Source organism: Pseudomonas putida (assembly GCF_028682475.1).
GTDB lineage: Bacteria > Pseudomonadota > Gammaproteobacteria > Pseudomonadales > Pseudomonadaceae > Aquipseudomonas > Aquipseudomonas putida_AG.
On sequence record NZ_JANHLE010000017.1, the window covers coordinates 1 to 20,585 of the forward strand.

General features: G+C 59.7%; 26 protein-coding genes and 1 pseudogene. 16 read left to right on the forward strand and 11 right to left on the reverse strand.

All coding sequences use genetic code 11. The features are described from left to right. On the reverse strand, positions 1-468 hold a 468-nt coding region (locus NPS47_RS15310), incomplete at its 3' end, for a contractile injection system protein, VgrG/Pvc8 family (RefSeq protein ID WP_274295710.1). Positions 469-783: 315 nt separating this feature from the next. On the opposite strand from NPS47_RS15310, the gene NPS47_RS15315 reads away from it, so the two are divergent. The 3 genes from NPS47_RS15315 (at position 784) to NPS47_RS15325 (ending at position 2,372) form a co-directional block, all read left to right on the forward strand. Continuing rightward, a complete protein-coding gene (locus NPS47_RS15315; protein ID WP_274295711.1) occupies positions 784-1,161 on the forward strand; it encodes a YkgJ family cysteine cluster protein in 378 nt (125 codons plus the stop codon). Positions 1,162-1,254: 93 nt separating this feature from the next. After that, positions 1,255-1,815, forward strand: a complete 561-nt coding sequence (locus NPS47_RS15320) for a GNAT family N-acetyltransferase (protein WP_274295712.1) — start codon at positions 1,255-1,257, stop codon at positions 1,813-1,815. Positions 1,816-1,817: 2 nt separating this feature from the next. Continuing rightward, complete coding sequence (locus NPS47_RS15325; RefSeq protein WP_274295811.1) at positions 1,818-2,372, forward strand: hypothetical protein; 555 nt, start codon at positions 1,818-1,820, stop codon at positions 2,370-2,372. Here the strand turns inward: NPS47_RS15325 and NPS47_RS15330 are convergent. After that, a complete protein-coding gene (locus NPS47_RS15330) occupies positions 2,369-2,848 on the reverse strand; it encodes a DMT family transporter (RefSeq protein WP_274295713.1) in 480 nt (159 codons plus the stop codon). The two genes, NPS47_RS15325 and NPS47_RS15330, sit on opposite strands and share 4 nt — an antisense overlap. 89 nt (positions 2,849-2,937) lie before the next feature. Between NPS47_RS15330 and NPS47_RS15335 the strand changes: the two genes are divergently transcribed. Together NPS47_RS15335 and NPS47_RS15340 are read left to right on the forward strand one after the other, a co-directional pair. Beyond that, positions 2,938-3,885 carry a LysR family transcriptional regulator gene (locus tag NPS47_RS15335; protein ID WP_274295714.1) on the forward strand — a complete coding sequence of 316 codons (948 nt, stop codon included), beginning with the start codon at positions 2,938-2,940 and terminating at the stop codon, positions 3,883-3,885. Between the two features lie 166 nt (positions 3,886-4,051). After that, positions 4,052-4,435 carry a lysozyme inhibitor LprI family protein gene (locus tag NPS47_RS15340; protein ID WP_274295715.1) on the forward strand — a complete coding sequence of 128 codons (384 nt, stop codon included), beginning with the start codon at positions 4,052-4,054 and terminating at the stop codon, positions 4,433-4,435. Positions 4,436-4,440: 5 nt separating this feature from the next. On the opposite strand, the gene mnmH is transcribed toward NPS47_RS15340, so the two are convergent. Beyond that, positions 4,441-5,544, reverse strand: a complete 1,104-nt coding sequence (mnmH, locus tag NPS47_RS15345; protein ID WP_274295716.1) for a tRNA 2-selenouridine(34) synthase MnmH — start codon at positions 5,542-5,544, stop codon at positions 4,441-4,443. Further along, positions 5,544-6,578 carry a selenide, water dikinase SelD gene (gene selD / locus NPS47_RS15350; protein ID WP_274295717.1) on the reverse strand — a complete coding sequence of 345 codons (1,035 nt, stop codon included), beginning with the start codon at positions 6,576-6,578 and terminating at the stop codon, positions 5,544-5,546. The genes mnmH and selD overlap by 1 nt, the downstream gene beginning before the upstream one ends. Positions 6,579-6,701: 123 nt before the next feature. On the opposite strand from selD, the gene NPS47_RS15355 reads away from it, so the two are divergent. From NPS47_RS15355 to phnE, 4 genes are read left to right on the forward strand one after another with little or no spacing between them, the layout of a single operon-like run. After that, on the forward strand, positions 6,702-7,556 hold the full coding sequence (locus NPS47_RS15355; protein ID WP_274295718.1) for a putative selenate ABC transporter substrate-binding protein: 855 nt from the start codon (positions 6,702-6,704) through the stop codon (positions 7,554-7,556). After that, complete coding sequence (locus NPS47_RS15360; RefSeq protein ID WP_274295719.1) at positions 7,553-8,347, forward strand: phosphonate ABC transporter ATP-binding protein; 795 nt, start codon at positions 7,553-7,555, stop codon at positions 8,345-8,347. The genes NPS47_RS15355 and NPS47_RS15360 overlap by 4 nt, the downstream gene beginning before the upstream one ends. After that, on the forward strand, positions 8,341-9,168 hold the full coding sequence (locus tag NPS47_RS15365) for a PhnE/PtxC family ABC transporter permease (protein WP_274295720.1): 828 nt from the start codon (positions 8,341-8,343) through the stop codon (positions 9,166-9,168). Before NPS47_RS15360 ends, NPS47_RS15365 begins: the two co-directional genes overlap by 7 nt. Beyond that, positions 9,165-9,932: a phosphonate ABC transporter, permease protein PhnE gene (gene phnE / locus NPS47_RS15370; RefSeq protein WP_274295721.1), complete on the forward strand. Its 768-nt coding sequence runs from the start codon at positions 9,165-9,167 to the stop codon at positions 9,930-9,932. The genes NPS47_RS15365 and phnE overlap by 4 nt, the downstream gene beginning before the upstream one ends. An 82-nt stretch (positions 9,933-10,014) precedes the next feature. Here the strand turns inward: phnE and NPS47_RS15375 are convergent, their stop codons facing one another. The 3 genes from NPS47_RS15375 to NPS47_RS15385 all read right to left on the reverse strand — a co-directional run bounded on the left by NPS47_RS15375 (position 10,015) and on the right by NPS47_RS15385 (position 11,119). After that, complete coding sequence (locus NPS47_RS15375) at positions 10,015-10,491, reverse strand: GNAT family N-acetyltransferase (RefSeq protein ID WP_274295722.1); 477 nt, start codon at positions 10,489-10,491, stop codon at positions 10,015-10,017. A gap of 36 nt (positions 10,492-10,527) precedes the next feature. Further along, positions 10,528-10,788, reverse strand: a complete 261-nt coding sequence (locus NPS47_RS15380; RefSeq protein ID WP_274295723.1) for a DUF3077 domain-containing protein — start codon at positions 10,786-10,788, stop codon at positions 10,528-10,530. A 94-nt stretch (positions 10,789-10,882) separates the two neighbouring features. Next, a complete protein-coding gene (locus tag NPS47_RS15385; protein WP_274295724.1) occupies positions 10,883-11,119 on the reverse strand; it encodes a hypothetical protein in 237 nt (78 codons plus the stop codon). A gap of 430 nt (positions 11,120-11,549) precedes the next feature. Between NPS47_RS15385 and NPS47_RS15390 the strand changes: the two genes are divergently transcribed. The 3 genes and pseudogenes from NPS47_RS15390 to NPS47_RS25760 form a co-directional block, all read left to right on the forward strand. Beyond that, a complete protein-coding gene (locus NPS47_RS15390; RefSeq protein WP_425313514.1) occupies positions 11,550-11,843 on the forward strand; it encodes a type II toxin-antitoxin system RelE/ParE family toxin in 294 nt (97 codons plus the stop codon). Positions 11,844-11,845: 2 nt separating this feature from the next. Beyond that, on the forward strand, positions 11,846-12,145 hold the full coding sequence (locus NPS47_RS15395) for an addiction module antidote protein (RefSeq protein WP_274295726.1): 300 nt from the start codon (positions 11,846-11,848) through the stop codon (positions 12,143-12,145). Between the two features lie 492 nt (positions 12,146-12,637). Beyond that, positions 12,638-12,767: pseudogene (locus NPS47_RS25760) on the forward strand (DNA-binding protein); the annotation flags it as partial. A 74-nt stretch (positions 12,768-12,841) separates the two neighbouring features. On the opposite strand, the gene NPS47_RS15400 reads toward NPS47_RS25760, so the two are convergent. The 4 genes from NPS47_RS15400 to NPS47_RS15415 form a co-directional block, all read right to left on the reverse strand. Further along, positions 12,842-13,228 carry a hypothetical protein gene (locus NPS47_RS15400; RefSeq protein WP_274295727.1) on the reverse strand — a complete coding sequence of 129 codons (387 nt, stop codon included), beginning with the start codon at positions 13,226-13,228 and terminating at the stop codon, positions 12,842-12,844. Between the two features lie 65 nt (positions 13,229-13,293). Further along, the gene (locus NPS47_RS15405) at positions 13,294-13,683 is read right to left on the reverse strand and encodes a hypothetical protein (protein ID WP_274295728.1); all 390 of its coding nucleotides are present in this window, start codon (positions 13,681-13,683) and stop codon (positions 13,294-13,296) included. Further along, positions 13,680-15,035 carry a hypothetical protein gene (locus NPS47_RS15410; protein ID WP_274295729.1) on the reverse strand — a complete coding sequence of 452 codons (1,356 nt, stop codon included), beginning with the start codon at positions 15,033-15,035 and terminating at the stop codon, positions 13,680-13,682. The genes NPS47_RS15405 and NPS47_RS15410 overlap by 4 nt, the downstream gene beginning before the upstream one ends. Positions 15,036-15,197: 162 nt before the next feature. Further along, a complete protein-coding gene (locus tag NPS47_RS15415; protein ID WP_274295730.1) occupies positions 15,198-16,067 on the reverse strand; it encodes a LysR substrate-binding domain-containing protein in 870 nt (289 codons plus the stop codon). A gap of 132 nt (positions 16,068-16,199) precedes the next feature. Between NPS47_RS15415 and NPS47_RS15420 the strand changes: the two genes are divergently transcribed. From NPS47_RS15420 to NPS47_RS15435, 4 genes are read left to right on the forward strand one after another with little or no spacing between them, the layout of a single operon-like run. Next, a complete protein-coding gene (locus tag NPS47_RS15420) occupies positions 16,200-17,252 on the forward strand; it encodes an agmatine deiminase family protein (RefSeq protein ID WP_274295731.1) in 1,053 nt (350 codons plus the stop codon). 4 nt (positions 17,253-17,256) lie between these two features. Continuing rightward, the gene (gene aguB / locus NPS47_RS15425; RefSeq protein ID WP_274295732.1) at positions 17,257-18,165 is read left to right on the forward strand and encodes an N-carbamoylputrescine amidase; all 909 of its coding nucleotides are present in this window, start codon (positions 17,257-17,259) and stop codon (positions 18,163-18,165) included. A 1-nt stretch (position 18,166) separates the two neighbouring features. Next, positions 18,167-19,270 carry an extracellular solute-binding protein gene (locus tag NPS47_RS15430; protein ID WP_274295733.1) on the forward strand — a complete coding sequence of 368 codons (1,104 nt, stop codon included), beginning with the start codon at positions 18,167-18,169 and terminating at the stop codon, positions 19,268-19,270. A 41-nt stretch (positions 19,271-19,311) separates the two neighbouring features. Further along, on the forward strand, positions 19,312-20,436 hold the full coding sequence (locus tag NPS47_RS15435; RefSeq protein WP_274295734.1) for an agmatine deiminase family protein: 1,125 nt from the start codon (positions 19,312-19,314) through the stop codon (positions 20,434-20,436). The last annotated feature ends 149 nt before the right edge of the window (positions 20,437-20,585 follow it).

Consider the following 20,585-nt stretch of genomic DNA (forward strand, 5'->3'; position numbering starts at 1 on the left):
AATCAGGTCGAGATCTGATTCCCCATACTGAGTGCAGTATTCGCGCACGGGGCTGTTGCGAACATGGAAGCTGAAGGCATCGGCCTGGATGCCATGACCCTGGAGCACCTGGGCGATAATCTGCGGCACCGTCAGCTGCTGGAATATTCGCTGGTTGTGGCTGAACTGCAAATAATGCAGCGCAGGCACCAAAGTCAGGTGATAACGGGTCAGGCGTGTGCCGGGTTCGCCGTCCCAGACATTTTCGATCCGCCCGTGGATACCTTCGCCATTAAGGCCGAACTGAAGGAACGCCGGCTGACTGAGCAGGCTTTCCAGATCGAAGTCGGGGTACTCGCTGACCAGTTCGACCTGGATCGCATACAAGGTGCTGATGGCTTCCGTGCCGTCAAACGCCAGTACCTTGAAATCGTTGCGCACAGAAGGGAGCAAAAACGCGAAGTGCGCAGCATGGGCCGACGCGAACATAGGCTTATCCTTAAGCTGAAAAGTGAAAGCACAACGCGATGTCCAGGCGAACGCCCGGCACGCTCAAATTTCAGCGCACGCTACCAAGGCAGCTAAGGAATTGATGCAGGAAAGCATCCTAAGCAATCGTGGGAATTTTCGTTATTTCAGATTCCGAGCGACCACCGCTCATCCCGCGTCTGCCACAGCTCATCCAACCGCCCGTCAGACGCAAACTATTTCTACAGCTCCCCCCTTCCCAAAGCCTTGGCGAAGCATAGAATGGCGGCGGGTTTTCTCCCAATAACGATAAACTTACCCCCCCGTCTTCTCATCATGTCCGAACATAATCCTTGTTTGAACTGCGGCGCCTGCTGCGGGTTTTTCCGTGTGTCTTTTTTCTGGGGTGAGTGTCAATCGTCTGGAGGTTTGGTGCCCGACGATCTGGTGGTACAGATCAACCCTACCCGGGTAGCGATGATCGGCACCGATAGCAAACCTTGCCGCTGTATCAGCCTTGAGGGCGAGATTGGCAAAGGCGTCAGCTGCGGTATCTACGAGCAGCGTTCCACCCCTTGCCGCGAATTTGAGGCGGCCTGGGTCGATGGTCAACCCAACCCGAGTTGCGATGCCGCTCGTGCGGCCTATGGCTTGCCACCGCTGGAAGCCAACGAGCCGATCTGGCCAGATGACGAGGGGGCTGAAGTCGCCTGATGACGGTGACGCCAGTCGCCGGTACCCACGCCCAGCGCCTGGCAACCTTGAGGTAGACTGTGCGGCTCTTCGGACAGGACAGGAGTTCGCCCCGTGTCGCACCTTTACGCATTTCCCCAGGACCTTTGCCTGCAAAGCCCCCGTCTGCAGCTACGGCCCATGTGCGCCGGGGATGCCGCTGCATGGCTGGCGATCATGGCCGACCCGCAGGTCATGCGTTTCTGGAATCACGCGCCCTGGCGTGATATCGAGCAAGCGCAGGCAGCGCTTGCGGCTGATCGCCAGGCCTATGCGCGGGGGCAGTTGCTCAAGCTCGGTATCTATCGGCAGGACAGCGGCGAGCTGATCGGCATGTGCCAGTGTTCCAGCTTCGACAGCGACTCGCGCCGGGGCGAAATCGGCTACTGCCTGGCCACGGCTGCCCAGGGGCAGGGGTTCATGGGCGAGGCGTTGGAGCACTTCGTTGACTATCTGTCCCGGGACCTGAACATGCGCCGCCTTGAGGCGGAAATCGATCCGCGTAACAGCGCTTCGGCACGTACCCTCGAGCGCTTGGGGTTCGTTCTTGAAGGGGTGCTGCGCGAACGCTGGTGCGTGGCCGGGGAGCTTTCTGATTCGGGTCTCTACGGTCTGCTGTGCGAGCGTGCTGCGTGATCGTGCTCAAGCGCTATGTTTCGCTGACCCTGCTGCTGTTTCTGGCAAGTCTGGGTTTCAACGCCATGTACATGACCGGGGACGGGCGCCTGCACGCGTTGCAGGCGTTGTTGTATGGCCCTTGGGGCCTGGTGTTCGGCATGTATGGCTGGTTCGCCAATCCTTTGCTGGGGTTGGCGATTGTTTTGCACCGTCGCTGGCGCTGGGTATCGCTGGTGCTGGGACTGGGCGCCCTGGGACTGGCATTGAGCAGTTTCGGGATCGACCGCATGCCCGACAATCGCAGCTACAACTTCGTCAACCTTACCCACTTTGCACCAGGGTTCTACCTCTGGTTGCTGGCGATCTTCGGCTTTTGCCTGGGGCAAGCCTGGTGGTGTCGCCGGGCGCGTCAGGGCGTGCCGATACCCGGTTGGCACTGGCTGGACGGCGCCCTCATTGTGGTACTGGGTGTGGTGATTCATTTTGCCCTTGAAGCGCCCAGCCTCAGGTTTGAAATGAATCGCGCCCTGGAGCCACAGCCGACTATCCAGCCGATTGCTCCTGACACTATCTAGCGGGTCGTCGAAGTACCCCATTGCACCACAAACATGCCGAGCACAATCAGGCCAACCCCCGCCAGGCGCAGCCCGTTCACCGGCCGCTGCGCCAGCCCCATCAACCCCCACTGATCGATCAGCAGGGATGACAGCACCTGACCGGCAATCACGCAGACGATGAAGCCGGCAGCGCCCAGGCGCGGGGTGAGCATCAGCGCCGCGGTGATGTAGGCGACGCCGGCCACGCCGCCTAGCCAGGCCCACCAGGGCGCCTGGGCGAGGGCGCCGATCTGCGGCAGCGGCGCGCGCAACACCAACAGTGCCGGAATCACCATCAGCACACTGACCGCCAACGACACCAGCGTTGCCCACAATGGATGCCCGAGCAAGCGCCCCAGGGCAGCATTGCTGCCGGCCTGAAAGGGCACCGCTGCACCGGCCAGCAGGGCGATGATCAGTGGCAGCAGGGCGGCGGGGGCGAAAGACAGACTCATGGCAAGACTCCTTGAAAATGGCTTGGTAAAGTCTTGGCTATCCATGTTGTTAATGGAAATTCGAATGCTGCACGGGAGTTATTCGCCAGATGGATGATTTGCGCCGTATTGATCTGAACCTGTTGCTGACTTTGCATGCCTTGCTGGTCGAACAGCATGTCTCCCGCGCTGCCATTCGCCTGCATCGTAGCCAGCCGGCGGTCAGTCATGCCCTGGCGCAATTGCGTGAACTGTTTGCCGATCCGTTGCTGGTGCGCCGGGGTGGTCGCTTGCAGGCCACTGACCGAGCCCAGGCCTTGATCGAGCCGCTGCAGCAGGCCCTGGAGCAGCTCGATGGCTTGCTGGCCCACCCTGGCTTCGATCCACGCAAGGCGCGCCGCAGTTTTCGCCTGGCCATGTCGGATTATGGTGCGCGAGTTGTGTTGCCGGGGCTGATGCGGGTGCTACGTGAGGAAGCGCCGGAGATTGATCTGGTTGTCATCCAGGGCAGCCGCGAGGCGATGCTCGGGCATTTGTTCGATGGCGAGGCCGACCTGGCGCTTGGGGTGTTTCCGGAACTGGCCGCCGAATTGCGGGTTGAAACCCTGTTTGAAGAGCGTTTTACCTGCATTGCCGACCGCAGCGGATTGCCGCCTCGTGGTGGGCTCGGTCTGGCTGATTGGCTGGCGCGCCCGCATGTACTGGTGGCGGTGCGACCCGGCATCGACAACGAAATCGACCTGGCCCTCAGCGCCATCGGCGCCCGTCGCCGCGTCGCCCTGACATTGCCGCACTGGGCAGCGGCGCAGGAGGTGATTGCCGGTACCGACCTGATCCTCACGGTTGCCCGGCGCAGCCTCGACAACGGCAAGCTGGATCCGCGTTTGCGCCGTTTTGAGCCACCGCTGGCGATCAAGGCATTCGGCTTTCAGCAGGCATGGCATCAGCGCCGGGAGGGTGAAGCAGGGCATCGTTGGCTGCGCGAGCGGGTGGCGCAGGTGTGTGGCGAGACTGTGGGAGCGGGCCTTGTCCCGCGATCGGCAGCGAAGCAGCCGTAAAACCTGTACTTGCGGTCTATCTGTCACACCGCGTCGGCAGGGTTTGCTGCCGCTTTGCGGCAGATCGCGGGACAAGGCCCGCTCCTACAGGTTCTACCTATGCCGTCCTATTGTGGAAGCTGTTTGCGGCCTGCATTCTGAGCGCCCCTTACAAGGAGTTCGCCGAATGAAGCATCGTCTGCTAACCATCGCACTGCTGACCGCCATTAGCCCCTTCGCCGTCGCCCAAGGCGACTCGCCCGCCTACAGCCAATGTATGCAAACCGCCCAGTCCACCCTGGACATGAACAACTGCAACGGCGCCGAGATCAAGCACCAGGACGCTCGCCTCAACGGCGCCTACAAGAAGGCCATGACCGCACTGGAGCCGGCCCAGCAAGCTCAACTGCGCGATGCCCAGCGTCTATGGATCAAATACCGCGACACCAATTGCAAGCTGTATTACAGCCTCACCGGCGGCACCATCGATCAGCTCAATGGTGCAGGCTGTGTGCTGGACATGACCAAGGCGCGCGCGAATGAACTGTCTTCGCTGAGCGAGTCTCGATGAAGTGATCAGTGCCGGGCAGCACGAGCTCGCAGGTATTCGCGCACTTCGACGTGGTTGCCGGAAAACTCGATGCGCCCTGCCTTGCTGTCGCGGTGGTAGGCGTACATCGGGTCATAATATTCGCTGAGCAGGCCACTGATCCAGGCGCGGTGCAGGTCGACCGCAGCACTGCGCTGCTGCTCTTCCAGCGCCTGTTGCAGCAGCGCTGACAGACGCTGATAACGCTCGCCACCCAGGCGCTTGAGGATGTTGCCCATGCTCTGCTGCAGACGCTCGGCGAACAGTTTGAAGCCTTGTTCGCCGCCGTGCAGGGCAACGAATTCGGCGCACAGATTGATCACATAGTCGCCGAGGATGCGCTCGACACGATTGTCGAAACTGTCTTCCAGCCACACCAGCGGGTACTGCTGCATGCCCTGATACAGCTCCAGCGGCAGCGAGCAACTGCCGACGATACGGCCTTCGTCTTCCAGCACGAACTGCTCGATACCCCGAGCGCGCTTTTTCAGCACATCAATGGCCAAGCGGTTTTCGAAGTCGATTTGTCCAGGCTGCCCCGTGGCACGTTTGCCGAAACTGGAGCCACGGTGGTTGGCGTGGCCTTCCAGGTCGACCGCGTTTTCCAGCTCCTGCAGCACTTCGGTTTTACCGGTGCCGGTCAGGCCGCCGATCAGTACGAAGTCGCATTCGTCAACTGCCTGCTGGGTGGTTTCAAGCAAGAAATTACGCATGGCTTTGTAGCCACCGATTACCTTGGGGTAGTGAATGCCGGCTTCATCCTTGAGCCACTGCTGGACGATCTGCGAGCGCAGGCCGCCACGAAAACAGTAGAGATAACCCTCCGGGTTGGCCCGGGCGAAGGCGGCCCAGGCAGCAACACGCTGATCTTTGCTCTGGCCGCTGACCAGTTGATGGCCGAGGGCAATGGCGGCCTGCTGGCCCTGCTGCTTGTAGCAGGTACCCACCTTCTGCCGCTCAAGGTCGGTCATCAGCGGCAGGTTGATGACGTTGGGAAAGGCACCCTTGGCAAATTCAACCGGGGCGCGCATGTCCATCATCGCGACATCGTTGAGGAAAAGTTGGCGGTAGTCGGTGGTGTTGTCACGCATTACAGCACCTCAACCGCATGGCTCTGTCGCTCAACCAGCTCGCCGATCGGCGCCAGGTTCAGGCCCAGCTCGGCGGCGACGGCGAGAAACTCCGTTTCACCCTCAGGCGCTACTGCTACCAGCAGGCCGCCACTGGTTTGCGGGTCGCACAACAGGTGCTTCTGTTCATCGCTCAGCGGGGCGATTTTCTCGCCATAGCTGTCGAAGTTGCGCAGGGTACCGCCCGGAACGCAGCCTTCGGCCAGGTAGTGTTCGACGCTCGGCAGGCGTGGTACGGCGTTGTAGTTCAGGCGCGCACTCAAGCCGCTGCCGTCAGCCAGTTCCACCAGGTGGCCGAGCAGGCCGAACCCGGTAACGTCGGTCATCGCCTTGACGCCGGCCAGCTTGCCGAAACGGCTACCGGGGGTGTTGAGGGTGCACATCCAGTCGCGGGCCAGGCCCTTGTCCTGTTCACGCAGCTTGGATTTTTTCTCGGCGGTGGTGAGAATGCCGATGCCCAGCGGCTTGGTCAGGTACAGGCGGCAACCTTGAGTCGCCGTATCGTTGCGCTTCATATGGCGCTTTTGCACTACGCCGGTTACCGCCAGGCCGAAGATTGGCTCGGGGGCATCGATGGAGTGACCGCCGGCCAGCGGAATGCCAGCCTCGGCGCACACCGCGCGACCGCCGCGGATCACTTCGCGGGCCACTTCCGGGGCCAGGACATTGATCGGCCAGCCGAGAATGGCGATGGCCATCAGCGGGTCGCCGCCCATGGCGTAGATATCGCTGATGGCGTTGGTGGCGGCGATGCGGCCGAAGTCGTACGGGTCATCGACAATCGGCATGAAGAAGTCGGTGGTCGAGACCACGCCGCGCTCGTCATCAAGGGCGTAAACTGCCGCGTCATCGCGCGAGGCATTGCCGACCCAGAGCTTCGGGTCCAGGGCCTGGGTGCCGCTTTCGGCGAGAATCACCTCGAGCATCTTCGGGGAGATCTTGCAGCCGCAACCGGCGCCATGGCTGTACTGGGTCAGACGAATCGGTTCGCTCATACGCACCTCGAAAAATCGTGAGGCCCGATTGTAGCAAAGCTGGTCTTTACGCTGATGCCTCTTATAATTCCGGAGCCAGCCTGATGCTGGCTCTTTCCCCGCTATTGAACCGGAGAATCCCTCATGCTCAAACGTCCCCTGGCGCTGTTCGCCGGCCTCGTGCTGTCCTGCTCATCGCTCCTGGCCCAGGCGGCCGATACCCTGAAGGTCAGCGCCATCCCTGACGAGGCACCGACCGAACTGCTGCGCAAGTTCAAGCCACTGGGCGAGTACCTGGAGCAGCAGCTGGGCATGAAGGTCGAGTTCGTGCCGGTCGCGGATTACCCGGCCGTGGTCGAGGCGCTGGCCACCGACCGTCTGGATATGGCCTGGCTGGGCGGTTTCACCTTTGTTCAAGTGCACCTGAAGAGCCCGACCGCAACGCCATTGGTGCAGCGTGAGCAGGATGCCAAGTTCACCAGCAAGTTCATCACCGCCAACCCCGAGATCGAGAGCCTGGCCGACCTCAAGGGCAAGACCTTTGCCTTCGGTTCGATTTCGTCCACTTCCGGTAGCCTGATGCCACGCTACTTCATGCTCAAGGACAACAACATCAAGCCTGAAGCCTACTTCAGCCGGGTCGCCTATTCCGGCGCCCACGACGCCACCGCCGCCTGGGTCCAGGCCGGCAAGGTCGATGCCGGTGTGCTCAACGCCAGCGTCTGGGAAAAACTGGTGGCCTCGGGCAAGGTCGACACCAACAAGGTCAAGGTGTTTGCCACCACCCCGAGCTACTACGACTACAACTGGACTGTGCGCGGCAGTCTCGACCCGGCGTTGAAAGAGAAGATCAAGCAGGCCTTCCTCGCGCTCGATCCGGCCAAGCCAGCCGACAAGGCGATCCTCGACCTGCAAGCCGCCAGCCGCTTCATCGAAACCAGCCCGGACAACTACAAGGGCATCGAGGAGGCTGCGCGCGCTGCTGAGTTGCTCAAGTGACGATCCAGCTCAACGGCACGAGTCTGCGTCATGGTCAGGTTCAGGCATTGCAGGCGATCGACCTGCGCGTAGAGGTGGGCGAACGGGTGGCGATCATCGGCCCGTCGGGCGCCGGCAAGTCCAGCTTGCTGCAACTGATCGCCAGCGCCATGGCCCCCACCAGCGGCAGTGTCGAACTGCTCGGTGAGGCGCCGTGGCGGCTGTCGGCGCGAGCGCGCCAGCGTCTGCGGGCGCGGATCGGCCTGATCCATCAGGCACCGCCGCTGCCACCGCGGCAACGGGTGGTGACTGCGGTACTGGCCGGGCGCCTCGGACAGTGGAGCACCTTGCGCGGGTTGCTCAACCTGTTGCACCCCTCGGATATACCGGGCGTACGTGCGGTGCTGTCCGGGCTGGGTATGGCCGACAAGCTCTTCGCCCAGTGCGGGCAGCTGTCTGGCGGACAATTGCAGCGGGTCGGCATCGCCCGGGCCCTGTACCAGCAGCCGGAAATTCTGCTCGCCGACGAACCGGTCTCGGCCATGGATCCGGTGTTGGCCGAGCACAGCCTGAAAACCCTCAACCAGCATGCCAGCGAACGCGGCGTTACCCTGGTCGCCAGCCTGCATGCGGTGGACCTGGCGCTGGCGCATTTCCCGCGGGTGATCGGTATCCGTGAAGGGCAGGTGGCGTTCGATCGCCCGGCTACTGAGGTGTCCAGCGACATGCTCGATGCGCTCTATGCCAACGAGCACCTGGGCTCGCCACAATTGCCGTTGCCGACGCTGAACCTGCAGATTCCACGATGCTGACGGCTGACAAGCGCGATCCTGCAGCCCTGCCGAGGCTGCTGCTGACCCTGCTGGCAATCGCCTTGCTGTGGCCCGGCATCCACGTCAGCGAGCTCAATCCCGGTGTACTGCTGGAGGCTGAGAACCGTCGTCAGATGGGCAATTTCGTCAGCGGCTTCTGGCCGCCTGCGCATGATCGCGAGTTTCTTGCCCTGTTATGGCAAGCGATTCTGCAAACCCTGGCGATGGCCACGGCCGGCATGACCCTGGCCTTGTTGCTGGCGATACCGGCCAGCCTGCTCGCCAGCCGGGCGTTGTCCCTGGGCGCCGCTTCGCGTGGCGGTCGTCTGGGGTTCTGGTCGCGCACTGTACGGCTACCGGTTCGCGGGTTGCTGATCTTTCTGCGCAGCGTGCCGGAAATCGTCTGGGCATTGCTGTTCGTTCGTGCCGTAGGCCTGGGCCCGACCGCCGGGGTGCTGGCCATCGCCATCACCTACAGCGGCATGCTCGGCAAGGTTTACGCCGAGATCTTCGAGTCGATCGACCAGCGTCCCGCGCACGCGTTGTTGCAGGCTGGCAGCAGTCGGCTGAGCGCGTTCTTCTACGGCATCCTGCCGGATGCGGCGGCGGAGCTGGTGTCCTATACGGTCTATCGCTGGGAGTGTGCGATCCGTGCGTCGGTGGTGATGGGCTTTGTCGGTGCGGGCGGGCTGGGGCAGCAGATTGATCTGTCGCTGCGCATGTTCGCCGGGGCCGAGGTGGCGAGCATGCTGCTGGCCTTCCTGACGTTGGTGTGGCTGGCCGATCAGCTGAGCCGCTTGTTGCGTTGGAGGCTGGCATGAGACGGCTGATCAATGCCGCGCTGATATTCGCCTTGCTGGCGGCGGTGGCAGGGTCGTTTGCCTACCTGAGCCTCGACTTGCAGGCGCTGTTCGGTAACGGCGGGCTAGGGCAGATGGGCGCTTATGCAGCGCGTTTTCTCAGCCCTGACCTGAGCCCGGAACACTTACGTGCAGTGGGCAGGGGCGCCCTGGAGACCCTGGCCATGTCCGGCTTGGGCACTTTGCTCGCGGTGGTGCTTGGCCTGTTGATCGCCTTGCCGGCGGCCGGGCGTTTCGGTTGGCCGCTGCAAGGCGCTGCGCGGTTACTGCTCAATGCCCTGCGGGCGATACCGGAGTTGGTCTGGGCGGCGCTGACCGTGCTGGCGGCGGGCCTGGGGCCGAATGCCGGAACCCTGGCGTTGGCCTTGCACACCACTGGCGTGCTTGGCCGGCTGTTTGCCGAAGCACTGGAAAACACCCCGCCAGAGCCGGCCGCGGCGATCCGCCTGCAGGGCGGCAGCCAGGTGGCGGCGTTCTGCTTCGGCACTTTGCCCAACCTCTGGCCGCAGTTGCTGGCGTACAGCCTGTACCGCTGGGAAAACAACATCCGCATGGCCAGCGTGCTCGGCTTCGTCGGCGCTGGTGGTCTGGGGCAGATGCTCTACACCACCTTGAGCCTGTTCCAGGAAGCCCAGGCCAGCACGGTGATCATCGCCATGCTGGTGCTGGTGTTGCTGGTGGATGCCTTGAGCGACCTGCTCAGGCAGCGTTTTGTTAGGGTGTGAACCTATCCAGTGGGAGCGGGCTTGCCCCGCGATGCGATGTGACAGGCTGAACGCAATCGCGGGGCAAGCCCGCTCCCACAGCTCAGAGTGTCTGCTTCATCTGCACCAGGGCTACGCGCGTGTTGTTCGGGCCCTGGCGCTCCTCGATGGCGAAGGGCACAAAACCCAGCTGTGGATAAAGCAGCAGCCCGGCGGTGTTGCTGTTGAAGCAAGACACCCAGACTTCGCGGGCCTCGAACCGGCTGCGGGCCAGCTCAATCATGCTCTGTACCAGATACCTCGCCACTCCATGGCCGCGTGCCGCGGGAGCCACGACCACATTGCCGAGGGCGCAGACACCGCCGTGCTCGGCCTTGTAGAAGTTGGCAAACGCCAGCAGCGTGCCGTCGCCCTCGACCACTGTCGAGCCTTCACGCTGAGCGATGGTGTCGCTCAGTTGTGCTGGTGTCAGCGGATACTGGGCCTTGGGGAACATGTAGAACAGTTCGTCCGGGCCTTGGGGAAAGCAGCAGATAGTGGCGATGTCCGTGGCCCGGACGGGGCGATGGGTCAACTGCATAAAGTGACTCGCTCAAGCAGAAGGGTGACAGGAATCCTACACTGCCTGGTGGCCTGCGTAGGCACAATCACCACCCAGGTTCACATCATCGATAATCGCTTTGGCCATCTCGCCCAGAAAGTGCGCGGCCCACACTAGGGTCGCGTCTTCCTCTGTTTCCCCCATTAGGGTCAGCTTGTTGACGCAGGCCATGAGCATGGAGGCTTGGTTAAGTGCGTGCTCGGAGGAAATTCCCGGGTTGACGCGAAACAGCTGGTGATTGGCGAAGGTTACCGCGCCGGTCGTTGCATTGTTCATGACTGATCCTTACAAACTGGGGTAGGAGCGGGCTTGCCCCGCGATTGCTTGGTGCCAGTTGCATCGCATCGCGGGGCAAGCCCGCTCCCACTGGTCAGTTTTGCATCTGAACGCAGGCCAGCGCCTGCTCAACACGGCTGCGGGCCGTCTCCATTTCATGCACTGCCGCGCGCACCAGCGCTTTCCCGTGCAGGTCAGGGTGCAGCAGCACCGCCTGCTGGGTTACGGCCAGGGCACAGGTCAGATGCTCGGAGGCATAGACCAAGGCGTCTTCAAGGCAATATGGGGATTCGGTGGGAAGAAACGGGGGATCGGGGACGATTTTAAGCATGGTCAACTCCTAAGTCTCTGTGGAGCTACCACCTGCCGCTGTCAAACGAATGGGTGGCAGCTGTACGCGGGTTGACAGACCAGGGACTTAGGAACCCGGCGCACACGAGTGTGCCCCACGTACAGCTGCCATAACGGCAGTTGTCGCGCCTAAGTAAGGACGGTCTGTCAAAACCGGTCGTTGAATTAGCAACGACCGGCCAAGACTAGGCAGCTACCGAGGCAGGCGCAACAGCTGAAGTGCCCGGGGATTATGCTTGGGAAATGGACTACACGAAATAGCGAAGCTTCTGTGTCCTTCAACCTTTTCCGTAATGTCATTGTGGGCAGCTATAAGCGCCTGAGTCGTTTGGCTAGAGATTTGCCCACTGACGGAAGGTATGGACTTCAGCTTGTCAGCTTGTATCCAAAAGGATACATTGGATCATAACGTGCCCTATCGTTTGCTACAGACACCTGGATTTGCCTGTTGGTTGGCATCCGTTCGCGACCTACGTGCAAAAGTGGCGGTTGCAAGAAGAATTGAGCGTGCAGCCGCAGGAAATCTGGGGGACGTAAAGTCTGTTGGCGGGCAGGTTTCTGAAATGCGCATTGATGTTGGCGGTGGTTACCGGGTGTATTTCACCGTTCGCGACGGCGTTGTAATCGTTTTGCTGGCGGGTGGAGACAAGTCGTCGCAATCCCAAGATATTCAACTGGCCAGGAAGCTGGTCAAGGACGTTTGATCATGAGCCTCACACTCAGCACATTTGATATGGCAACACTGCTCGATAGCGATGAGGCAATCAGTGAGTACTTGTCCCAGGTGCTGGCTGATGGCGACCACGAAGAACTGATCAGGGCGCTTGGCTATGTTGCCAAGGCCCGTGGTATGGCGCAGGTAGCAACTGCCAGCGGGCTAGGTCGTGAAAGCCTATACAAGGCATTGTCTCCGGGGGCAAAACCTCGCTTCGATACTGTGCTCAAAGTTATCCGTGCCTTAGGGATCGATCTTTTAGCGCTGCCACATGCGTCTTCGAATCATTAAAACACCTCAACCGCCAGACTCGGAGGCATAGACCAAAGCGTCTTCAAGGCAATACGAGGATTCGGTGGGAAGAAGCGGGGGATCGGGGACTATCTTCAGCATGGTAAGCCTCTATCGTCAGTGGGGCCGCCACGAATCTGCTGTCAAACAAAAGGGTGGCAGCTTGTACGCGGGTTGACAGACCGGAGACGATAGAACCCGGCGCACACGAGTGTGCCCCACGTACAGCTGCCACAACGGCGTGCACATGCGATCTATCATCGGGACGGTCAGTCAAAACCGGTCGTTGAATTAGCAACGACCGGCCAAGACTAGGCAGCTACCGAGGCAGACGCAACAGCTGAAGTGCCTGGGGATTATGCTTGGGAAATGGACTACACGAAATAGCGAAACGGATGCGCGCACCACCCTATTCGGCAATGGCATTGTCAGAAAAATCTTCGCACCTGACGATATTCAACTGGCCAGAATGCTGCTCAAGGACAATTGATCATGAACCTGACACTCAGTACATTCGATATGGCAGCACTGCTGGATAGCGATGAGGCGATTAGGGAGTACACTTTCTCAAGTGTTGGTCGATGGCGATCATCAGGAGCTCATAAGAGCAATTGGATATGTTGCAAATAGGCTTAGCTCAAGACTACTTGAGTAAACTGGGTTTTCTAGAGGTGAAGGTTTAAGTGCCCGGTCAAACTAAACAAAGCCGAGCTTCACCGCTACTGCAAGAGAAATCATTGTTAGCAGCAGACCTATCCCGAACCACTGCAATACTACTAGCTTGCGTTTAAGCGATGCAGGAAAGCTTCGGAGATCCTCAGCGCTAACACTTCTGCGGTTAAGATAAAAGCGAGGGAACGTTAGAATATTTGAAACCCCACCCACTAAAAAAAGTTTTCCCCATGGGCCACCGTGTGTGAGTGAGGTCAGCGTTCGAAACACGGAGCTATATTTTAGATGGTCCAATATCAGGTTCATCTTGGTGTATGCAATGTGCAAACAGACGCCGATCCAAACAAATATTCCGCCAAAATCTATTATTCCGACAGCAAGAAATATTTTATCCGCAGTATTCAGGCTCATTGAATTACCTGTTTGATTTTGCCGTGGTGTTTCCGCATAATTTATTCGGTCGATGGGCGTCAAGACTATTTTAGTGTGCCCGTTTCTCTGAGTAGAAAAAGCAAGATTAGGGTGCCTGAAAGAATTATCGCAGCCCATTTTGTCAGCACCAGTTTTCGCTTCAGAGGTCCTGGGAAATTGTTCAGGTCATTTATGCTGACGCCGCCATGTTTAAGATAAAAGCCGGGAAATGTAATAACCCCTGCGATCCACCCGACGAGCAGAAGCTTTCCCCAAGGCCCCCCGTTCTTGAGAGGAATATGAACCTTGACGGCAGGGCAGTTTTTTAGATGCTCCAACATCACATCCATTTTGGTATGGCCCAAGTGGAGCGCTACACCGACCAAAACAACTATCCCGCTAATGTTTAATAATCCGGCAGCAAGAAATATGCTGTCAGCGATACTTATCGTCATTTAACAGCCTCATAAATTACTTCTCCCATATCTTCACCAAATTTCCCACCAATGGCACCGGCAGCAAAAGAACTGGCCCCGACCACCAAAACGCCGCATGCTAAACCAGCTAAACCGCCAGTCGGAACACCAATCGCTATACATATACCTGCGGCCGTGGGGCCTGTTAATGCATAACCGACGGCTGCACCACCTGCAACACCACCTACAAAGCTACCCGTTTCGGTAAATCTGACCCGCTCGCAAGCTTCGAAACTACCTGCTGCACACACATCCTGAACCTTCAGATACGAAGCTCCACCACCAATGGCCGTACCGACCCAGCCACCATACTTGAGAACTTTCGCCGCTTTGGAAACGCCTTCGATGTGTGTGGCATAACCGGGGATCTGGTCAACTGCACCAGCCTTTGTCCAGCGATGAACCAGGCTGCGACTAGAGATGCCCAAAGCGCTTTTCAAGTTCGGGTGATCCGGAAAACCAATGCCCTTTCGAGTCAGGGTAGTCAGGTTGCTGTTGAGCTGCGCCAACAGCCGCTTTCGTTCGGCAAAAAACTCAGGCGAGCGCAAATGCCCATCGGCCTGGAATGTGCGCTGGTGTAACGCTTCGATATCACGGAAAACGGTCTTAACATCTTCCAGATTCTTGGCGAACATGGCTTCGCCAATACCGATAGCGGTCGATCCCTGGGCTAGAAAGGTTTCGATTTCGTTAAGGTGCCGGGCCATAAAGTCAGCCTCATCCGTGCTGAGCGGTTGGAGCGCCTCATTGGTCTTGGCCGCCGCTTCCATCAGCAATGCTTCTTCACGGGTGCATTGCAGGTTGTCTGGATCGCTGAGCACGATCATCGTGCCAGCCTTGATAGCGCTAAGGTTAGGGTTCAATGCCTGAAATTTACGGAGCACGTCTGGGTTGCGCTCAATGAACAAGGTGGCTTCCAACTGCTCGCGAGTCGTGCTTTTGGGTACAACGTAAAAGCCGGGCTCTTGCGGCGGAGGTGTCACTATTGGTTCAGAAGAGGGCTGCGTCGGTTGCTCTTGAACCGACGGGCTGTTGTGAAAGCGTCCGGGCCAGCCCTTGCCGGTGATCTGCGAATAGTTGCCTAAAGTATCATCGCTTAATGGGCTAAAAGGGTCGTCTTTCACCAACAACAAATCACCCTTTTCAACGGCATCGAGTATTTCTGCCTGGCTCCAAGCTATGCCATACGAACGGACATCGAGCCCTTCGATCCGCGTAAATGAACGTCCAATGAGAGCTTGTTGAACTTCAGATTTCGCAAAAAAAGGTGATTCAATTTTGCTGAAGCTGATGCCGTGATACTCACGGTCTTGCCGGCGAATCAGACGCATGATTTATAGTCCTTAACGTAAGAAAACCGACCTGGCTATTGGCCGAATCGGTCAATCCATAGGTGAAGAACGAAAATCATCCATCATTTTTGTATGGGTATATGGCGGGCAAATGCTACGCAGGCTGTAGGACTTTTCGCTTATTTGGTGACCGCGAGGTAATCAATCAACGCTATCAACCGCCAGACAGGCCTGCAACCAAGTGCTGAAACTCCGCGTCAACGGGCTCTTCTCACTGTCCCGATGAATCAGGCAACTCCAATCAGGCCCACGCACCGTTTGCCCACACAGCGGCTGCAATAGCCCCTGCGTACGCGCCTGGGTTGCAAGCAGCTCGCTGACCAGGGCAATGCCATGGCCGGCACACGCCGCATCAAGCAGTAACCCAGGATCGGAGAAGTTCAAACCGTTACTGCGCTGGCCTACATCCTCACCGCCCTCAACCACCCAGTGACTCCAGTCCATTTCCCGTTCGCCATGCAAGGTGGTGCGCTGCGTGGCGGGCACCTTGAGCAGGTCAGGGTGGCAGGCCGGATACAGACGGTCGCGAAACAGGGTCTGGTGGCTGCACTCGGCCTGGGCGCTGAGGTCATCGCGCAGGCTCAGGTCGATGGTTTGCGTGGCCATGTCCGGCGGATCGAAACTGGTGAACAACCACAGATCGACCTCCGGGTGCTGGCGATGGAAGTCCCCAAGACGTGGCAACAGCCAGTGCCGGGCAAACGCCGGGGTGGTGTTGACCACCAGCTGATTGGGTTTGCGGTACTGCTCCAGGCGCCGGATGCCGACCGACAACTGCTGCAGCATCGCCTGGGTGGTGCTTTGCAGGTCGTAACCGGCGTCGGTCAGGCTGACGCTGCGGCCGTTACGGAAGAACAACGGCTGCTCGAGGAAGGTTTCCAGGCTGCGGATCTGCTGGCTGATCGCCGATTGGGTCAGGTGCAGTTCTTCGGCGGCTTTGTGAAAGCTGCCCAGGCGCGCGGCAGCTTCAAAGCCACGCAGGGCATTCAGGGGAGGCCAGTGCTTCAGCATTGATAAGCTCTACTGATCAGTTGTCGGCTAAATCTATCGTTTGTTCGCGCAATTATGAAGCCATAGCATTGTGTTCATCACCGCAGCAGCGGTTTTCAGTAATAAATATCCCTTAACTGAAAGGTGAGAAGCATGCAGCGCAATGGCGATCTGAGCAGTGGTTGGTTCATGCCCGCAGAGTGGGTGAACCATGCAGCGACCTGGATGGTCTGGCCGCACAACCAGGCGTTGTGGGAGTCCGGCTGGGGCGTGACCCTGGCGCAGGTTCAGGTGGATTTTGCCCGTGTCGCCAATGCCATTGCCCGCTTCGAACCGGTCAAGATGGTCGTCGATCCTTCTGCTCGCGCTCAAGCCAGTGCCTTGTGCGGGGCGAACATCGAGCTGATCGAGCTGGCGGTCAACGACAGCTGGTGCCGCGACTCCGGCCCAAGCTTTATCTGCCACCCGCAACAAGGCCTGGCCGGGGTCAGCTGGCGCTTCAACGCCTGGGGCGGCAAGTCGGCGCATGAGCTGGACGAAAGCCTGGCGCGGCGCGTGCTCAACCAACTCGGCCTCGATTGCTTCGGCACGGCCCTGAGCAACGAAGGCGGCGCCATCCATGTCGACGGCGAGGGCACGCTGATCACCACCGAGTCGGTGCTGCTCAACCCCAACCGCAACCCGGGGATGACCAAGGCCGAGATCGAGGAGATCTTCACCCGTTTTCTCGGGGTGAAGAAAACCATCTGGCTGCCAGGCGATCCGGACTACGTCACCGGCGACATGACCGACGGCCACGTTGACGGCGTCTGTGCCTTTGCCCGTCCCGGCGTGTTGCTGGTCGATGCCACCCATGACCAGCACTCGGTGTATGCCCAGGTCGCACGGGAGAACCGGCGGGCGCTGGAGCTGGCCACCGATGCTCAAGGCCGGCGCTTTGAAATGCTCGAACTGTATGAAGCCAGCGAAGCGGTGGATGTCGATGCCGAGGTGTTCTGCGCCTCCTACACCAACTTCTACATCGCCAACGGCGCGATCATCATGCCGGCCTATGGCATTGAGGCCGACCAGGTTGCTGCAGACGTATTGGCCAAGGCCTTCCCGGGCCGCGAAGTGGTGCCAGTGCAGATCAACAACCTGGCCCATGGCGGCGGTGGCGTGCATTGCATCACTCAGCAGCAGCCCGCCTGGCCAGTGAAGGGGTGATGCCATGAGACTGTTGACCGTCGCCACCACGCAGATGCCGTGCAGCTGGAACTTGCAGGACAACCTTGATCGGGCCGAGCAACTGGTACGCGAAGCAGCCGCTCAAGGGGCTCAGGTGATTCTGCTGCAGGAGTTGTTTGCCACGCCGTACTTCTGCATCGAGCAGCATCACAAGCACCTGGCACTGGCCGAGGAGTATCAGCACAGCCAGGTGCTCAAGCACTTCGCCGCGCTGGCGCGGGAACTGGGTGTGGTATTGCCGTTGAGCTGGTTCGAAAAGGCCGGCAACGCCTTCTTCAACTCGCTGAGTGTCGCCGATGCCGATGGCCGCTTGCTGGGGGTGTACCGCAAGACCCATATCCCCAACGCAATCGGTTATCAGGAAAAGGAGTACTTCAGCCCTGGCGATACCGGCTTTCGCGTTTGGGACACGGCTTTCGGACGCCTCGGTGTGGGCATCTGCTGGGACCAGTGGTTCCCCGAGACCGCACGCTGCCTGGCGCTGATGGGCGCCGAGGTGCTGCTGTTCCCGACCGCTATCGGCTCCGAGCCGGGCGCCAGCGAACTCGATTCGCGTGATCACTGGCAGATGGCGATGCGCGGTCACGCCGCAGCAAACATTCTGCCAGTCGTGGCCGCCAACCGCGTGGGACTTGAGGCAGCAACCACAGACCCCGAATTGCAGATGACCTTCTACGGCTCGTCGTTCATCAGCAACCACAAAGGCAAATTGCTGGTCGAAGCCGACCGCAGCACGCCCGGCGTTCTGGTGCAGGAGCTGGACCTGGCGGCGATGCGCGAGGAGCGTCTGACCTGGGGCATCTACCGCGATCGTCGCCCGGAAATGTACGCCGCGCTGTTGGGTCTCGATGGTCGTCAAGTCAATGCATGCTGGAAGACTCAAGGGGTGTGACATGAACATCAGCCACAAGCATTTGCTGCTCACCCTCGGCCTGGCGCTGGGGGTTACCTTGACCACAGCACAGGCCGAGGAAAAGACCCTGCGTCTGTACAACTGGGCGGATTACTTTGCCGAGGACACCCTGTCCCGGTTCACCGCCGAAACCGGGATCAAGGTGATCTACGACGTCATGGATGGCAGTGAAGTGCTGGAAGCCAAGCTGATGACCGGCGGCAGCGGTTACGACCTGATCTTCCCAGGCGACACCGTGGCCGAGCGCCTGATGCGGGCCGGCAGCCTGCAGGCGCTCGACCCTTCGAAGCTTGAGGCACTGGCGGATGTCGAACCGGGCTTGCAGAAACTGCGCAGCCATTACCCGCACGCCAGCAAAGCCACGGTGCCCTACACCTGGGGCACCATCGGCCTGACCTACAACGACGAACAGATCCGCCAGCGCATGGCGGATGCACCGGTGGACAGCCTCGACCTGCTGTTCAAGCCAGAGCTGGCCGCCCGGTTCGCTGACTGCGGAATCTCGATGATCGATTCGCCGGATGAAGTGTTGGCGGTGGTCCTCAACTACCTGGGCCGCGACCCGCGCAGCGCCAAGCGCGAAGATCTGGCCGCCGCCAGCGAACTGCTGCTGAAGATTCGGCCGTACATCCGCAAGTTCCAGTCGCAACCGGTGACCGATCTGGTCAATGGCAACCTGTGCCTGTCGCTCGGTTACAGCGGCGACATGACCCAGGCCCAGCGCACGGCGGACTCGGCCAGCAAGAAAGTCAGCTTCCAGTACCGTATTCCCAAAGAGGGCACCACGGTGTGGATGGACAACATGGCCATTCCGGTCGATGCCAAACACCCGGAGTACGCCTATACCTTCATCAACTTCGTCATGCGCCCGGAGAACATGGCGGCGATCAGCAACTTCACCGGTTACCCGACCTCGAACGCCAAGGCGCGCGCGGATGTCGATCCGCAGATGCGCAACAACCCGGACATTTATCCGCCTGAAGAGGCTTTCGAGCGCCTGGTTACCGGCAAGGATATTCCGCAGTCCGACATGCGTGCGCGGATGCGCGTGTGGACCAAGTTCAAGACCGCACCGGGCAGTTGATTGCCCGGCGCCCGTAAACGAATTGATAGAGAGACAACCAGATGCCAACGCGTCGTGAGTTCATAAAACAGGTTTCAGCGACCGCAGGCTTGGGTCTGGTCGCCTCCATGGGGTTTGGTCTGGGCGTGCCCCGCTCGCTGGCGGCTGGCGGCAAACAATGGTTCATGCCTGACGAGGGCGACAAGCAGCAGTGCGCCTTCGTCTCGTTTGGCGCACAGGAGGCCATCTGGGAAGACTTCACCGCCGACGTGCAGGAGGCCATCGGCCTGATCACCAGCACCATCGCCCGTTATCAGCCGGTTACTGTGCTGTGCCGTGCCAGTGAGCGAGATCTGGCGGAAGAACTGTGCGGTAGTAAAAACACCACCTTTGTCACCACCGAACTGGATGACATCTGGATGCGTGACATCGGTGCCAACATCGTTATCACCGAGCAGGGCGATCTCGGCGCGGTCGATTTCAACTTCAACGGTTGGGGCAACAAGCAACAGCACACTTATGATGCCCGTGTGGCGCGGCTGTTAGCTGACAACGCCGAAGCGACCTACCTGCGCAGTGAACTGGTAGGCGAGGGCGGTGGCATTGAAGTGGATGGTCACGGCACTGCGATCATGACCGAAAGTTGCTGGATCAATGCCAACCGCAACCCCGGCTGGAGCAAGGCTGAAGTTGAAGAGGAACTGAAGGCGCGCCTGGGGCTGAGCAAGATCATCTGGCTGCCGGGTATCAAGGGCAAGGACATCACCGATGCGCATGTCGATTTCTATGCGCGCTTTGTTGAACCTGGCGTGATTATCGCTAACCTCGACACCGATCCCGACTCTTATGATCACAAGGTAACCAAGGCGCACCTGGAGATACTCAAGAATGCGACAGATGCCGATGGCCGCAAGCTCAAAGTGCATACCGTGTCGCCACCATTGAATCCGCGCAACAGCAAGTTCAGCAAGAACAACCCGGACTTTGCCGCCGGCTACATCAACTACTTCGTTATCAACGGCGCGGTGATTGCCCCGCAGTTTGGCGACAAGGCTGCTGATGCCAAAGCCTTCGACCTGCTGACTGAGCTGTACCCGGATCGTGAGGTGGTACAGCTCAACATCGATGCCATTGCCGCCGGTGGGGGCGGCATTCACTGCGTGACCCACCAGTTGCCCCTGGTCTGAACTCAGGTCCTGCTGCGCTGTTGAGCTGACCGTTAGGCGAACAGCGCTACTTTCCCTTCAAACACCTTGGAGGTGGGAGGGCTGAAACGCGTAAGTTGTTCTGATCGATCAGTCATTACTACATCCGCCAATAACTCAGTGTTTAAGAT